10 protein-coding genes are annotated in these 15552 nt (G+C 63.1%); 5 read left to right on the forward strand and 5 right to left on the reverse strand.

Annotated elements, in window-relative coordinates:
- Position 1: 1 nt before the first annotated feature.
- Positions 2-3766: a vitamin B12-dependent ribonucleotide reductase gene (locus tag NKI32_RS09095; RefSeq protein ID WP_353002521.1), complete on the reverse strand. Its 3765-nt coding sequence runs from the start codon at positions 3764-3766 to the stop codon at positions 2-4.
- Between the two features lie 731 nt (positions 3767-4497).
- Between NKI32_RS09095 and gltX the strand changes: the two genes are divergently transcribed.
- Positions 4498-5871, forward strand: coding sequence for a glutamate--tRNA ligase (gltX, locus tag NKI32_RS09100; RefSeq protein WP_353002522.1), 1374 nt, complete (start codon positions 4498-4500; stop codon positions 5869-5871).
- Here gltX and NKI32_RS09105 read toward each other — a convergent pair.
- Positions 5789-6985, reverse strand: a complete 1197-nt coding sequence (locus NKI32_RS09105) for a DUF2865 domain-containing protein (protein ID WP_023694166.1) — start codon at positions 6983-6985, stop codon at positions 5789-5791. The genes gltX and NKI32_RS09105 overlap by 83 nt on opposite strands.
- Before the next feature lie 203 nt (positions 6986-7188).
- Here NKI32_RS09105 and NKI32_RS09110 point away from each other — a divergent pair, with 203 nt between their 5' ends.
- A complete protein-coding gene (locus NKI32_RS09110) occupies positions 7189-7809 on the forward strand; it encodes a DUF1287 domain-containing protein (protein ID WP_023711449.1) in 621 nt (206 codons plus the stop codon).
- Positions 7810-7814: 5 nt separating this feature from the next.
- On the opposite strand, the gene NKI32_RS09115 is transcribed toward NKI32_RS09110, so the two are convergent.
- Positions 7815-10139 carry an NADP-dependent malic enzyme gene (locus NKI32_RS09115; RefSeq protein WP_353002523.1) on the reverse strand — a complete coding sequence of 775 codons (2325 nt, stop codon included), beginning with the start codon at positions 10137-10139 and terminating at the stop codon, positions 7815-7817.
- 159 nt (positions 10140-10298) lie between these two features.
- Positions 10299-11078, reverse strand: a complete 780-nt coding sequence (locus tag NKI32_RS09120; protein WP_023694170.1) for an SDR family oxidoreductase — start codon at positions 11076-11078, stop codon at positions 10299-10301.
- Positions 11079-11198: 120 nt separating this feature from the next.
- On the opposite strand from NKI32_RS09120, the gene NKI32_RS09125 reads away from it, so the two are divergent.
- A complete protein-coding gene (locus tag NKI32_RS09125) occupies positions 11199-12014 on the forward strand; it encodes a UDP-2,3-diacylglucosamine diphosphatase (RefSeq protein WP_023694171.1) in 816 nt (271 codons plus the stop codon).
- A gap of 104 nt (positions 12015-12118) precedes the next feature.
- A complete protein-coding gene (locus tag NKI32_RS09130; protein WP_353002524.1) occupies positions 12119-13333 on the forward strand; it encodes an MFS transporter in 1215 nt (404 codons plus the stop codon).
- On the opposite strand, the gene dgcA is transcribed toward NKI32_RS09130, so the two are convergent.
- On the reverse strand, positions 13304-14287 hold the full coding sequence (dgcA, locus tag NKI32_RS09135; protein WP_023711447.1) for an N-acetyl-D-Glu racemase DgcA: 984 nt from the start codon (positions 14285-14287) through the stop codon (positions 13304-13306). The two genes, NKI32_RS09130 and dgcA, sit on opposite strands and share 30 nt — an antisense overlap.
- Before the next feature lie 77 nt (positions 14288-14364).
- Between dgcA and NKI32_RS09140 the strand changes: the two genes are divergently transcribed.
- Positions 14365-15552 (forward strand): MlaE family ABC transporter permease, encoded by a 1188-nt coding sequence (locus NKI32_RS09140; RefSeq protein ID WP_023708615.1) that lies wholly within the window; start codon positions 14365-14367, stop codon positions 15550-15552.

Here is a 15552-nt window from a genome sequence, read left to right on the forward strand (position 1 = left end):
CTCAGCTGCACCCGCTCGTCGATCCACAAGTATCGCACTTCTCGCAGGTTCCGTTCCGCACCATGGTGAAGTTGTGGCATTCCGAGCATTCGTTGCCGGTGTAGCCTTGCATCAAGGATTGCTGACGCCGCGTGGAGGCAAGCGCCTTTGCCTCGGCCGCTTCTTTCGCTGCTTCGTCGGTGAACAAACCGGTGGGGTCGGCTGCCTCCTCGGAAACAATATCTTCGACCAATTCCTTGGCTCGCTCCTCATAGTCGCGCTTGTAGGCGATGGCTTCGTCGCTTGCTGGTTTAAGCGCCAGCACATTGGAGCCTGAGAACGCAGTTGGGGTGACCCGGGCAGGGGCCGCGGCAGGTGATCCGGCAAAACCCTTGGGTTCGCCACCTAGGCCAGACACCAACTTGACCGGCGAGGCGCCGCGGGTAAGGCCCTTCGAGAACGGCGTCGCCTTGCCTTCGTTGATGCCGCGTCCGAGCGCCGTCTTGTCGAAATCCGACTGGTCGACATGGGCGAGGTCGTGGCGGCCGAGGTAGGACACGGCGAGTTCGCGGAACACGTAGTCGAGGATCGACGTCGCATTCTTGATCGCGTCGTTGCCCTGCACCATGCCGGCCGGCTCGAATTTGGTGAAGGTGAAGGCCTCGACAAATTCCTCGAGCGGCACGCCATATTGCAAGCCAAGCGAGATGGCGATGGCGAAGTTGTTCATCATCGCCCGGAAAGCGGCGCCTTCTTTGTGCATGTCGATGAAGATCTCGCCGATGCGGCCGTCGTCGAATTCGCCCGTGCGCAGGTAGACCTTGTGGCCGCCGACGACTGCCTTCTGGGTGTAGCCCTTGCGGCGATTCGGCAGTTTTTCACGATCGCGGTAGAGGCGTTCGATGACGCGCTCGACGATCTTCTCGGTGACCTGCACGGCACGCTGTGAAGCGGGCGCCGCGATCAACTGCTCGACCGCATCGTCCTCGTCGTCCTCGCTGTCGGCGAGCAGCGACGAATTGAGCGGCTGCGACAGCTTCGAGCCGTCGCGATAGAGCGCGTTGGCCTTCAGCGCCAGCTTCCACGACAGCATGTAGGCGCCCTTGGCGTCTTCCACCGTCGCATCGTTGGGCATGTTGATGGTCTTGGAGATGGCGCCGGAGATGAAAGGCTGTGCCGCCGCCATCATCTGGATGTGGCTGTTGATGGACAGCGAGCGCTTGCCGATCTTGCCGCACGGGCTGGCGCAGTCGAACACCGCGAGATGCTCGGCCTTGAGGAAGGGCGCGCCTTCCAGCGTCATCGCACCGCAGACATGGATGTTGGCGGCTTCGATGTCCTTCCTGGAGAAGCCGAGCGCCGGCAGCATCTCGAACGAGAAGTCGTTGAGCTGCTCGTCGGTGAAGCCGAACGTCTCCTTCACCCAGTCGGCGCCGAGCGTCCACTGGTTGAAGACGAACTTGATGTCGAAGGCCGACTTCAGTGCTGCATTGAGCGCCGCGATCTTGTCGTCGGTGAAGCCCTTCGCCTTGAGCGAGCCGGGGTTGACCGCCGGCGCCTGGTTCATGTTGCCGTGACCGACCGCATAGGCCTCGATCTCGGCGATCTGGCTTTCTGAGTAACCCAGTGTGCGCAGCGCTTCCGGCACGGCGCGGTTGATGATCTTGAAATAGCCGCCGCCGGCAAGCTTCTTGAACTTCACCAGCGCGAAGTCGGGCTCGATGCCGGTGGTATCGCAATCCATGACGAGACCGATCGTGCCGGTCGGCGCAATCACGGTCGCCTGCGCGTTGCGGTAGCCATGCTCCTCGCCGAGTTCGATGGCGCGGTCCCAGGCAGCCTTGGCGTGCGCGGCCAGTTCCTGCTGCTTCAGGTCGGACGCGACCAGCGGCACCGGATTGACGGCGAGCTTCTCGTAGCCCTGTTTCTCGCCATAGGCGGCACGGCGATGGTTGCGCATGACGCGCAGCATGTTCTGGGCATTGCGGTCGTAATCGGCGAAGGCGCCGAGCTCGCCGGCCATCTCGGCCGAAGTGGCATAGGCAATGCCGGTCATGATGGCGGTGAGTGCGGCGCAGATGGCGCGGCCCTCGTCGGAATCATAGGGAATGCCGGACGTCATCAGCAGGCCGCCAATGTTGGCATAGCCGAGGCCGAGCGTGCGGTATTCATAGGACTGCTTGGCGATCTCCTTCGACGGGAACTGCGCCATCATCACCGAGATTTCGAGGACGACGGTCCACAGCCGCACCGTGTGCTCGTAGGCGGCGATGTCGATCGTGCCGTCGGCGTTGCGGTAGGGGAGCAGGTTGATCGAGGCCAGGTTGCAGGCCGTGTCGTCGAGGAACATGTATTCCGAGCACGGATTGGAGGCCCGGATCGCACCGGCCGAAGCGCAGGTGTGCCAGTCGTTCATCGTCGTGTTGAAATGCAGGCCCGGATCGGCCGAAGCCCAGGCGGCGTAGCCGATCTTTTCCCAGAGGTCGCGTGCCTTCAGCGTCTTCAGCACCTTGCCGTCCTTGCGGGCGGTCAGATGCCAGTCGGCGTCGTCCTCGACGGCGCGCAGGAAGTTGTCCTTCAGCGACACCGAATTGTTGGAGTTCTGGCCGGAAACGGTGAGGTAGGCGTCGGAATCCCAGTCGGTGTCGTAGGTCTTGAACGACATCGCGGTGTAGCCCTGCTTGGCGAACTGGATGACGCGGTAGATGTAGTTCTCCGGCACGGCCGACTTCTTGGCCGCCTTGATCTCGCGCTTCAGCGCGGTGTTGATCGACGGGTCGAAGCAATCGTCATCATGGCCTTCGCAATTGATGCAGGCCTTCATGATCGCTTCGAGATGTTTTTTCACGATCTTGGAGCCGGTGACCAGCGACGCCACCTTCTGCTCTTCATTGACCTTCCAGTCGATGAATTCCTCGATATCGGGATGGTCGGCGTCGACAATGACCATCTTGGCCGCACGACGCGTGGTGCCGCCCGACTTGATGGCGCCCGCCGCGCGGTCGCCGATCTTGAGGAAGCTCATCAGGCCGGACGAACGGCCGCCGCCCGACAGCTTTTCGCCTTCGCCGCGCAGCATCGAGAAATTGGAGCCGGTGCCCGAGCCATATTTGAACAGACGCGCTTCACGCACCCACAGGTCCATGATGCCGCCTTCGTTGACGAGATCGTCCTGCACGCCCTGGATGAAGCAGGCATGCGGCTGCGGATGCTCGTAGGAGGACTTCGACTTGGTCAGCTTGCCGGTAAACGGGTCGACATAATAGTGGCCCTGGCTCGGACCATCGATGCCGTAGGCCCAGTGCAGGCCGGTATTGAACCATTGCGGCGAGTTCGGCGCAACGCGCTGGGTGGCGAGCATATAGGCGAGTTCGTCGCGGAAGGCGCTCGCGTCTTCTTCCGACTTGAAGTAGCCGCCCTTGTAGCCCCAATAGGTCCAGGTGCCGGCCAGCCGGTCGAAGACCTGGCGGGCGTCGATTTCGGAACCGTAGCGCTCGGCTTCCGGCAGCTTGGCAAGCTCGGCCTCGTCGGCGACGGAGCGCCACAGGAAGGAGGGGACGTCGTTCTCCTCGACCTTCTTCAGGCGCGCGGGCACGCCGGCCTTGCGGAAATACTTCTGCGCCAGGATGTCGGCGGCAACCTGCGAGAACTGCGCCGGCACATCGATATTGTCCAAGCGGAACACCACCGAGCCGTCCGGATTCTTGATCTCCGAAAGCGCCTTGCGGAATTCGATCTCCGCGTAAGCTGATTGGCCTGGCTTGGTGAAACGACGCTCGATGCGCATTGGTCCGGTCCCTTTTGTCTATATATAGCGCTTTTCCCCAGGGATTTCTGCCCCCAATGCGAAACGCGCATGTCCGCCGTCTGCCGGCGTTCGAAACACCGGCTCTCCTAGTCGCACTCTTCGTCGCCTTGCTGGTCGAGCTTCTTGCGAAGCCGCTGTTCCAACTCTGCGCCGAACCCTGCGGGTCCCTCAAAACTGAATTTTTCCTCGATTCCCTCGATCGAGGGAAATTCACACTATCTAGCGTCGAACCTGCCTGCAAACACTAAATATAGTGTTAACAGACAATTTATTCCAGTCCGACAAATCTCCCTTTTCGCTCCCGAAGCCCCCACGATCCAACGCTTCCGCCAGCCTCGTAAACAGGCGGAAATCATGGCCAAAACGCACAAAATCCGGGAAAAATGACCGGGCTCGAAACTCTCCGGTCGCGCCCTCAACAAGAGCACATGGCACATAAAAGGCGACTCGGTTTGCGTCGTCAAGGATTCGTTTGCGTAGCTTTTGTGACCCCAACATCTTGTGTGTCACATATGTGGATAACGGGGACAAAAAACGGCTGAGGAAAGCCCGATTCTGCCGGCGTGGACCGCTGGTGAGCGGTTCACCCGAGACAGGCCCGGCCGGATTCTGGCTCACAGCCTTTTCATTTTAGCTGGCGTGCATTATGTCTTTGGCGTCGCGCGGGGGCGCGTCTTGTCAATTCCAAGAGCATCCGTTACGCCCCGCCCATGACAGTTACCGTCCGTTTTGCCCCCTCACCAACCGGCCGCATTCATATCGGCAATGCCCGCACCGCCTTGTTCAACTGGCTGTTTGCCATGAACAACAAGGGCCGTTTCATCCAGCGCTTCGACGACACAGACATTGCCCGCTCGAGGCAGGAATTTTCCGACGCCATCCTCTACGACCTGCACTGGCTGGGGATTTTCCCCGATGCCACCGAATACCAGTCGCGGCGCTTCGAAATTTACGACGCGGCAGTGGAGCGGCTGCAAAGGGCCGGCGTTGTTTATCCCTGCTACGAAACCCCCGAAGAACTCGACCTGCGCCGCAAGGTGCGCCGCACGCGCGGCCTGCCGCCGGTCTATGGCCGCGAGGCGCTGGCGCTTTCGCAGCAGCAGATCGCCGAATACCGCTCCGATGGCCGCCGGCCGCACTGGCGCTTTCTGCTGCCCAACTTCACCAGCGATCCGCTGCAGCCCGAACGCACCGAAGTGCACTGGAACGATCTGGTGCGCGGCGAGGAAACCGTCGATCTGGCCTCACTGTCCGATCCGGTGCTGCGGCGCGAGGACGGCACTTATCTCTACACGCTGCCATCGGTCGTCGACGACGTCGAGATGGGGGTCACTCATGTTATCCGCGGCGACGACCACGTCACCAACACCGGCGTGCAGATCGCGCTGTTCAAGGCATTGGGCGCCGAGCCGCCTGTCTTCGGCCACCACAATCTCTTGACCACGGCCTCGGGCGAGGGCCTGTCGAAGCGCAGCGGTGCGCTGTCGATCGAAAGCCTGCGCGAGGAGGGCATCGAGCCGATGGCTGTGGCTTCGCTGGCCGTCCTTGTCGGCACCTCGGAAAATGTCGCGGCGGTGCATGACATGCCGGCACTGGCCGCGCGCTTCGATCCCGCCGCCACGTCGAAATCGGCGGCCAAATTCGACCCGGACGAGCTGTTCGTGCTCAATCGTGCGCTCATGCACCACATGCCGTTTTCCGAGGCGCGGGACCGGCTGATCGTGCTCGGCATCTCCGGCGACAAGGCCGAGCCGTTCTGGCTGGCGGTGCGCGGCAATCTCGACCGGCTGAGCGACGCGGTCGGCTGGTGGCGCATCCTTGCCGACGGCCCGCAGCCGGCGCCGGAATTTTCCGGCGAGGATCGCGACTTCCTGCAGCAGGCCTTCGACCTGTTGCCGGAAGAGCCGTGGACCGGTACGGTCTGGAAAGACTGGACGGCCAGGATCAGGGAAGCCAGCGGCCGAAAGGGCAAGGCGCTGTTCATGCCGCTCAGGCTGGCGCTTACCGGACTTGCTTCCGGGCCGGAGCTTGCAGATCTATTGCCGCTGCTGGGTCGGGAAGGAACGCTGGCCCGACGACCCTGACCTTGCGCTGGTCCGGCGGGATCAGCGACACCGGCGACACCACCGGCTTGACGGCAAGGCGCTTGATGGCGGCGCGGTCGAGCCCGCCTTGTACGTTCGCCAGCGTCTCCGGATCCGCGCCCGGATCGGGTTTGGCCGCCGGCACCGGAATGAATGGCGTTGTCTCGGTATCAGGCTGCGATTGCTCGGGCGGTGGCGGGTTGCCGCCGATGATCTCGAAATTTCCGGCCTGCGCATTGCAGCCACAAGCCAGCGGCCGCGACATGTTGGGCTGTTTGTAGAGATAGGCGGTCGGCAACTCGCTGTAGGGCCTGCCGGTCACCGACGACGTCATGTTGGCCGAATCGTCTTCCATGCCGCGCGAATAGAACACCTGCATTTCGGTGCCGGGGCAGCTCGATTCGCAATTCTTCTGGTCGCGCTCGAAATCGCCGAGCGAAGCCGAGTTCGACATCGGGAAGAAATAGCCGTCGCAGGTGCGCACGCAGCTCGTATGGAACTCGCCGCCGACCGTCGGGAAATCCGGCACGCCGGGCTGATTGAGCACCCGGCGCACATTGCGCTCCTCGCCGGGATCATCGGGCTGATCGAGCGTGTCGATCTGCCGGTTGCCGCCGAAAAGCTGGTCGAACAGATTGCCGTCGTCGGGTTCGCGGCTGGCTTCCTGCAGCGGCTCCCGGCGCGGCGCGGGCTCGTCACGGCAGCCATTGGCGTCGAGCGCGGCCAGGATGCGGCCGCGGTCGCGCCGCGAGCCGCCGCCGGCAAGCTGCGCGCGCTTGGCTTGCAACGCATCGAGATTGGCGTTCATGCGATCGATGCTGCTGTTCAGCGCAGCACATTGGCTGACATTGCGCGAAAACAGCGAAAACCCGCAATTCGCATCGCTCGCACGACCGCGCACCTTTGATAGCTGTTCGAACTGGCGGGAGATGGCCTTGTCATACTTCCGCACCATGCTGGAATTGCCGCCGCCATTCGATGAAGAAGCAAGCTCGGCTTCCAGTTGACGGCAAACGCGGGAGGCGGCCTGCGGTTCAGTGGTGGCGACGGCCGAAAGCACAAGCGCTCCGAGCAGCGCAGCCAGGTGCTTCAGCCTCCATCGTCCGCCCGTCATTGCCCGAACCCCGCTTGCCTGCCTGTCTACCGGATTCGCCGTTAACCGTTCCCTCAATCTACAACCAAAGATGGTCTTAGCCCATAGACGCGTTGCAGGAGGCGTTTGGATAGGGCGGCAACTGTGCGATCTCACCGCTGCATGAAAAAGGCGCAATCGCCCCGGAATTATCCCACGATCCAGCAATGCCCCGGGGAGCTGGCATGATCGCGATTACCCGTCGAACCGCGCTGCAGTTCGGTCTGTTGTGCCTGGCGGCGCCCGCCGTCCGGGCGCAGGAAAATCCAGCCGCTCCGGACTGGCGCAGCAAATTGGTCGAAGCCGGGCGTGAGCAGATCGGCGTCACCACCTTCTACGACCCGGCCTATGTCCGCCTCGGCTATCCCGGCGGCGACGTCGCGCCGGATAGGGGCGTGTGCACGGATGTCATTGTGCGCGCCTATCGCCGCGCCTTCAATCTCGACCTGCAGAAACTGGTGCATGAGGATATGGCCGCCAATTTCGCCGCCTATCCCAAGACCTGGGGTCTGAAAGCGACCGACCGCAACATCGATCACCGACGGGTCGGCAACCTTGCCGCCTTTTTCGGGCGCAAGGGTGCTTCCTTGGCCGTAAGCGAGGATCCTGCCGACTTTCAGCCGGGCGATCTTGTCACCCAGATGCTGCCCGGCAACCTGCCGCACATCGTCATCGTCTCATCCGAACGCTCGGCGGACGTGCCGGGAAGGCCGCTGGTCATCCACAATATCGGGTCGGGCGCCCGCGAGGAGGACACGCTGTTCGCCTTCAAGCAGACCGGGCATTACCGTTTCGTGCCTGCCTGACGGCGTCAGTTGAAATGAACCACCGCCTGTGCCTTGTGCGCCGCCTCGACCACCGCAAGCGCCGTCATGTTGACGACGCCGCGCGAGGTCACCGACGGCGTCAAAATATGCGCCGGCTTGTCGGTGCCAAGCAGGATCGGCCCGACATGCAGCGCGTCCATCATCGTGCGCAGCGCGGTCAGCGTGATGTTGGCGGAGTCGAGGTTGGGGAACACCAGGAGATTGGCTTCGCCCTTCAGCCGCGAATGCGGATAGACGCGCTGGCGCAGATGCTCCGACAGGGCTGAATCGGCATGCATCTCGCCGTCGCATTGCAGGTCGGGCGCAACGCGCGCCAGGATCGCCGCTGCCTGCCGCATCTTCAGCGCGCTGGGAGAATCACGCGAGCCGAAATCCGAATGCGACAGCAGCGCTGCCTTCGGCTCGATGCCGAAGCGCTGGATTTCCTCCGCCGCCAATATGGTCATTTCGGCGATTTCCTCGGCCGTCGGGTCGACCGAGACATGGGTGTCGGTGAGGAAGATGATGCCGCGCTGCGAGATCAGCATCGACAGCGTCGACAGGTCGCGGTCCTTGACGCCCGCGCGTGGTCCGATGACCAGCGTCACATTGCGCAGATGCCGCTCGAAACGGCCCTCGAGGCCGCAGATCATGGCGTCGGCATCGCCGCGCTTCAGCGCCAGTGCCGCAATCACCGTATTGTCGGTGCGCACCATGGTGCGCGCGGCCTCCGTCGTCACGCCGCGCCGGCCGGCAAGCTCGATCAACAGGTCGACATAATGGCGGTAGCGCGGATCGTCTTCCGGGTTGATCAGGCCGAAATCGACGCCCGGCTTGATACGCAGGCCGTAGCGCTTCAGCCTGACCTCGATGACATGCGGGCGGCCGATCAGGATCGGCTCGGCAATGCCTTCCTCCAGCACCACCTGGGCTGCGCGCAGCACGCGCTCGTCCTCGCCGTCGGCATAGATGACGCGCTTGGCGGTCGACGCCTTGGCCGAGGAAAACACCGGCTTCATCACTAGGCCGGAGCGGAAGACGAAGCGGTTGAGCTGGTCGATATAGGCGGCGAAGTCGGTGATCGGCCGGGTCGCGACGCCGGTGCCGCAGGCAGCCTTGGCCACCGCCGGCGCGATGCGCAGGATCAGGCGGGGATCGAAGGGCGAGGGGATAAGGAAGTCGGGTCCGAAGATCGGCGTCTCGCCGGAATAGGCGCGGGCGGCGACGTCGGACGGTTCTTCGCGGGCAAGCGCGGCGATCGCCCGGACCGCGGCCATCTTCATCTCCTCGTTGATGGCGCTGGCGCCGCAGTCCAGCGCACCGCGGAAGATGTAAGGAAAACAAAGCACGTTGTTGACCTGATTGGGAAAATCGGAACGGCCGGTGCAGATCATCGCGTCCGGACGAGCGGCGCGCGCGACCTCCGGCATGATTTCGGGATTGGGGTTGGCCAGCGCCAGGATCAACGGCTTAGGCGCCATATGATCAAGCAATTCCGGCTTCAGCACGCCGGCGGCCGACAGGCCGAGAAAAACGTCGGCGCCAGGGATCACATCGGCCAGCGTGCGCGCCTCGGTGTCCTTCACATAGGGGTCTTTCCAGCGATCCATCTCGTCGGTGCGGCCCTTGTAGGCAACGCCGAAGCGGTCGGTGACCCAGATGTTCTCTACCTTGGCGCCAAGCGAGACCAACAGGTTGAGGCAGGCGAGCGCTGCCGCACCGGCGCCTGAGGTGACGATCTTGATGTCGGAAATGGTCTTGCCGGCGAATTCCAGCCCGTTGAGCACGGCGGCGGCGACGATGATGGCGGTGCCATGCTGGTCGTCATGGAAGACGGGAATGCCCATGCGGGCCTTCAACTGCGCCTCGACCTCGAAGCATTCGGGCGCCTTGATGTCCTCGAGATTGATGCCGCCGAAAGTCGGCTCCAGCGCCGAGATCGTCTCGACCATGCGCTCTATGCCCGGCGCGTCGATCTCGATGTCGAAGACGTCGATGCCGGCGAATTTCTTGAACAGCACCGCCTTGCCTTCCATCACCGGCTTGGAGGCGAGCGGGCCGATATTGCCGAGCCCGAGCACGGCCGAGCCGTTGGAGACGACGCCGACCAGATTGGCGCGCGCTGTATAATCGGCCGCGGTTGCCGGATTGTCGCGGATTTCGAGGCAGGGCGCGGCAACACCCGGCGAATAGGCCAGCGCCAGATCGCGCTGGTTGCCGAGCGGCTTGGTTGCCTGAATCTCGAGCTTTCCCGGCCTTGGATGCTTGTGGAAGTAGAGGGCGGCTTCGTCGAGGTCCGAACGTGCCGTTTTCTTGTTCTCGCCTTCCATGCGGCCGCTCCCTCAAACCTGCTTTGCAGCCTTTTAGCACGCAAAAATGGTTTTTCGCGACGCCAAATGACGCAAGGGCGGCTAAAACAACCCGGTCCGGAAAGATCGAACTATTTCAGATGATTGCGCTGAAATCCTGCCGATTATCCATCGAGCCCTTCAGAACGCGCTGACATAGAGGCCGCCATCGACCGGGATGTTCTGGCCGGTGAGATAACCGGCATGGACCGAGCACAGAAAGGCGCAGATCTGGCCGAACTCTTCCGGCGTGCCGAGCCGCTTGGCCGGAACGTCGGCGCTGATGCGGGTCTTGCGCGCTGCGGCCGCTGCCGGGTCTTCCATCGTGCCGGCCTCATGCGGGCCGCGCAGCCGGTCGGTGTCGAGCTTGCCCGGCAGCAGGCTGTTGATGGTGACGTTGCGGTCGATCACCGTTCGTGCCACGCCGGCGAGGAACGAAGTCAGCCCGGCTCGCGCGCCGGACGACAGATCGAGGCCGGGAATCGGGACGTAGACCGACAGCGAGGTGATGTTGACGATGCGGCCGAAGCCGCGCTTGGCCATGCCGTCGATCACGGCCTGCACCAGTTCGATCGGCGTCACCATGTTCTGCGTCACGCCTTCGAGGATCTTTGCGCGGTCGAGCTCGCGGAAATCGCGCAAGGGCGGGCCGCCATTGTTGTTGACCAGGATATCCGGGTCGGGGCAGGCGGCAAGGAGCGCGTGCTGCACGTCGGGTTTCGAGACGTCGCCGACGATCTCGGTCACCTTCACGCCGTAGCGTTCGCGCAGTTCGGCTGCGGTTTTTGCCAGCAGCTCGGCATTGCGGCCGTTGACAACGAGATCGCAACCGGCCTCGGCCAGCGCCGTGGCGCAGCCGCGGCCAAGCCCTTTGCTCGATGCGCAGACGATGGCCTTCTTGCCCTTGATGCCAAGATCCATGACGATTTTCTCCTGTGAATGGCGCGGCACGCTAGCCCTTTGGCTGGCCCAATCGCAACCGTCATACGGTTGTTGCATGAATCGGGGCATAGCCTGCGCGAAAGCAACGGTGACGATCTGATGTCCGGTACAGAAACCCGCACTTTCCGCAGCATGTTCATATCCGACCTGCATCTCGGATCGAAGGCGGCCAAGGCCGAGTTCCTGATCGATTTCCTGCGGTATCACGACGCCGATATCATCTATCTCGTCGGAGACATCGTCGACGGCTGGCGGCTGCGGCGCAGCTGGCATTGGCCGCAGAGCCACAATGACGTCGTCCAGAAACTGCTGCGCAAGGCGCGAAAGGGCACCTCGATCACCTATATCGCCGGTAATCACGACGAATTCGCGCGCCAGTTCCAAGGCGTGCATTTCGGCGGCATCGTCGTTGCCGACCGCGCCATCCACGAAACCGCCGATGGCAGGCGCCTGCTGGTCATCCACGGCGACCAGTTCGACACCGTCGTCCACAATGCACGCTGGCTGGCCTACCTCGGCGACTACGCCTATGACGCCGCGATGATGGTCAACCGCGTGGTGACGAAGCTCCGCCATTTGCTGGGTCTCCCTTACTGGTCGTTCTCGTCCTGGGCCAAGGTCAAGGTCAAGAACGCGGTCAACTTCATCGGCTCGTTCCAGACGGTGCTGACCGAGGAGGCCCGCCGCTCGCATGTCGACGGCGTCATCTGCGGCCACATCCATCACGCCGCCATCGAGACTTATGAGGATGTGCAGTACATCAACACCGGCGACTGGGTAGAGAGCTGCACGGCGGTGGTCGAACATTTCGACGGCAAGATGGAGATCATCCACTGGGCGCTGGTGCTGCCCGAAGTACCGGACGAGCCGTTCATCCCCTTGCTGATCGAAGACAGGGTCGTCGAAGCGGCATAACCCTCCTGTTAATCGACTGGTCCAGGCAGTTTCGGACCGCTTTCGCGCATGTTAAGGGATCGATCTGCGTTGCAGCCCTTTGTGCAGCGTAATTGGATCGATTCATGTCGCTGCCGCCGCTCTCGCCCGAACAACTCGTCAAGCCGCGCCATTTCGAACTGCGCATGAGTCTGATCTTCGCGACATTATTCGTGTCGCTGGGAACGCATGTGCCTTATTTCCCGCTGTGGCTGCATGCCCAGGGTTTCCACGCCGAGCAGATCGCCATCATCCTGGCGGCGCCGATGTTCCTGCGCGTGGTGACAACACCCCTGCTGACCGCGCTGGCCGACCGGGCGAAGGACAGGGCGGATGTCTATATCGCGCTGGTGGCCGCGACGATGGTGCTTTCCGCCGGCTATTTCCTCAACCCGACCTACGCCATGGTGCTTGCCGTATCGCTGGCGCTGACGGTGGTGTGGACGCCGCATTCGCCGATCGCCGATTCGCTCGCGCTGTCGGGTGTGCGCCGCTTCGGCTCGAACTACACCGCGATGCGCAAATGGGGCTCGATATCCTATCTCTGCGCCAATGTCGCAGGCGGCTTTATCCTCGCCTGGACGAGCCCGCAGGCCGTGCCGGTAATCATCTTTGCGGCATTGTGTGCCGCGCTCGTCGCCGGATTGCTGGCGCCGCGGCTTGGCCGCCCGCGCCGCGCTTCGCCGCTATCTGCCGCCGATATCCAGCATCAGGCGCCGAGCCTTCTCATTCGGTATTTCCTGTATTTCACCCTCGGCGTCGGCATCATCACCGCCAGCCATGCCTTCCTTTACGGCTTTGTCTCCATCTACTGGAAATCGGTCGGCATCAGCGATTCCGTCGTTGGCCTGCTGTGGGCCTGGGGCGTAGTGGCCGAGGTCTGCATGTTCGTGTTTTTCAACCGTATTTTTGCCTCCGTCTCAGTCGTCAAGGTGATGCTGATCGCCGGCGTCGGCTCCATCGTGCGCTGGATCGCCTTTCCGTTGATCTGGCCACTCGGGCTTGGCGTCGCCGGCTTCTTCGGCGTCCAGACCCTGCATTCGGTGTCGGTGGCGATGGTGTTGATCGGCCTGCAGAAGATGATCGGCGAAACGGTTTCGGAAGAGCGCACTGGTGCCGCGCAAGGCATTGCTTATTTCTTCAACGGCTTCTTCATGGCGGCGGTGACGCTGGCGTCCGGCCCGCTTTATGAGCGCTACGGCGTCGACGGCTTCCTGGCGATGATCCCGATCGCCATCGTCGGCCTGGCGCTGATCGGGCTCGCCGCGCGTTCAGCCCCACAGCATCCTGTCAGGCGGTGACACCAGCGACCCCTGGTACACGAGGCCGGGCTGGCGGTCGCGGGCAAGCAGCAGCGGACCGTCGAGGTCGACGAAGTCGGCGCCTTGCGCCAAAAGCACTGCCGGCGCCATCGCCAGCGACGTGCCAACCATGCAGCCGACCATCACGCCGAATCCCAGCTCCCGGGCGCGGTTGCGAAGGGTAAGGGCGGCGGTCAGGCCGCCGGATTTGTCGAGCTTGATGTTGACGGCGTCATAGAGGCCGACAAGCGCTTCGAGGTCCTTCGCCTCGTGGACGCTTTCGTCTGCGCAGATCGGCACCGGATGCGCGATGTGGCGCAGGATGGCATCATGGCCGGCGGGAAGCGGCTGTTCGATCAGGGCTATGCCATGTTCGGCGGCGAAAGCGAGATTCTCGATGATGTTGGCATCGGTCCAGCCTTCATTGGCGTCGAGGATGATGCGGCTGTCGGGCGCCGCTTCGGTCACGGCGCGGATGCGGGCCATGTCGTTGTCGCCGCCGATCTTGACCTTGAGCAGCGGCCGCCCGGCATTGGCGCGGGCTTGCGCCGCCATTGCCTCCGGCTCGCCCAGCGACAGCGTGTAGGCCGTCTCCAGCGCCGACAAGGGCACAGCGTGGATGGCGTCCGCGACCGCAACGCCGCTGATCTTCGCCTCCAGGTCCCACAAGGCGCAATCGATGGCGTTGCGGGCAGCACCCGCCGGCATCGCATCGAGCAGGTCCTTGTGGCTGATGCCGCCTTCTATCTGCCGGCGCATGGCCTCGATGGCGTCGCGCACCCCCTCCATGGTCTCGCCATAGCGCTTGTAGGGGACGCATTCGCCCCATCCGCGATTGTCCCCATCACTGATCGTGCAGCTAATGACTTCGGCTTCGGTCTTCGACCCGCGCGAGATGGTGAAGGTGCCGGCAATGGGAAAACGCTCGGCCTCAACCGAAATGACACGCGCCATAATTTTCTGCTCCGGCTATGCGACAACGCGTCGTCGGCAAATCGACAGGTACGACCCGTCAGGCTAAACAGGACGCCATGTTGACCATCGGCAAACGCGACGCAAGCGGCAACGCCGCCAAGGAGGCCGACCACCAGCCCCGCGTTGCGGTCGGCGAGGAGGGCGGCGTCCTCGGCTGCGCTTTCTCCGGCATCTGGACGACGACGACAGTGGCGCTGATCGACGCCGAGATGCGCAAGATCGAGCAGCGCAAAGGCTTCCAGACGCTCGCTTTGGATCTTTCCCACATCGAGAAGATGGACACCGCCGGAGCCTGGCTGATCGATCGCCTGGTCAGTGTCTTCGAAAAGAAGGGTGTCGAGATCAAGATGCAGGGGCAAAGCGATGTCGCCTCGATCCTGCTCGGCGCCGTTGGCGAAGCTGTCCGGCGCGAGCCCGAATCGCGCGGCGTCCGGCGCCCCAACATCATCCTCCGCGGGCTGGAGGCGGTCGGCCGCCGCATCTATGAGATGCGCGACGATTTCCTCGCCTCGATGAACATCCTCGGCGCCACCATCGGCGGCGCCCAGATGAAGCTCGGGCGCGGCCATGCCATCAATCCGGCGGCGATCTTCAACCAGATCGATCGCATGGGGGTCGGCGCCATCCCCGTGGTGGTGCTGATGTCGGCGATCGTCGGCGCCATCGTCGCCCAGCAGGGCGCCTACCAGCTCAATTATTTCGGCGCCAACATTTTCGTTGTCGATCTGGTCGGCGTGCTGATCCTGCGCGAACTCGGCGTGCTGATGACCGCCATCATGATCGCCGGCCGCTCCGGCAGCGCCATCACCGCCGAGATCGGCTCGATGAAGATGCGCGAGGAGGTCGACGCGCTGAAGGTCATCGGCCTCAACCCGATCGGCGTGCTGGTGTTTCCGCGCCTGGTGGCGCTGGTGATCGCGCTGCCCTGTCTCACCATCGTCGCCAATTTTGCCGCTCTTGGCGGCGGCATCCTAGCCGCCTGGCTTTATTCCGGTATTGCGCCGACGGCCTTCATCGACCGGCTGCGCGGCGCGATCGATATCAGCACCATCTTCGCCGGGCTGATCAAGGCGCCGTTCATGGCCATGATCATCGGCACCATTGCTTCCGTAGAAGGCATGAAGGTCGGCGGCAGCGCCGAATCGCTGGGTCTGCACGTCACCGCCTCGGTTGTGAAATCGATCTTCGTTGTCATCATCCTCGATGGCCTTTTTGCCATCTTCTACGCATCGATCGAGTTCTGA

It is taken from the genome of Mesorhizobium sp. M0761 (assembly GCF_040320205.1).
In the GTDB taxonomy this organism is placed as follows: domain Bacteria; phylum Pseudomonadota; class Alphaproteobacteria; order Rhizobiales; family Rhizobiaceae; genus Mesorhizobium.

Excerpts from the sequence above, each read along its gene's own strand:
- NKI32_RS09125 (WP_023694171.1), top strand. The coding sequence starts at position 11,199 with ATGTCCGGTACAGAAACCCGCACTTTCCGCAGCATGTTCATATCCGAC.
- NKI32_RS09120 (WP_023694170.1), bottom strand. The coding sequence starts at position 11,078 with ATGGATCTTGGCATCAAGGGCAAGAAGGCCATCGTCTGCGCATCGAGC.
- NKI32_RS09105 (WP_023694166.1), bottom strand. The coding sequence starts at position 6,985 with ATGACGGGCGGACGATGGAGGCTGAAGCACCTGGCTGCGCTGCTCGGA.
- dgcA (WP_023711447.1), bottom strand. The coding sequence starts at position 14,287 with ATGGCGCGTGTCATTTCGGTTGAGGCCGAGCGTTTTCCCATTGCCGGC.
- NKI32_RS09115 (WP_353002523.1), bottom strand. The coding sequence starts at position 10,139 with ATGGAAGGCGAGAACAAGAAAACGGCACGTTCGGACCTCGACGAAGCC.
- NKI32_RS09130 (WP_353002524.1), top strand. The coding sequence starts at position 12,119 with ATGTCGCTGCCGCCGCTCTCGCCCGAACAACTCGTCAAGCCGCGCCAT.
- NKI32_RS09140 (WP_023708615.1), top strand. The coding sequence starts at position 14,365 with ATGTTGACCATCGGCAAACGCGACGCAAGCGGCAACGCCGCCAAGGAG.
- NKI32_RS09110 (WP_023711449.1), top strand. The coding sequence starts at position 7,189 with ATGATCGCGATTACCCGTCGAACCGCGCTGCAGTTCGGTCTGTTGTGC.
- NKI32_RS09095 (WP_353002521.1), bottom strand. The coding sequence starts at position 3,766 with ATGCGCATCGAGCGTCGTTTCACCAAGCCAGGCCAATCAGCTTACGCG.
- gltX (WP_353002522.1), top strand. The coding sequence starts at position 4,498 with ATGACAGTTACCGTCCGTTTTGCCCCCTCACCAACCGGCCGCATTCAT.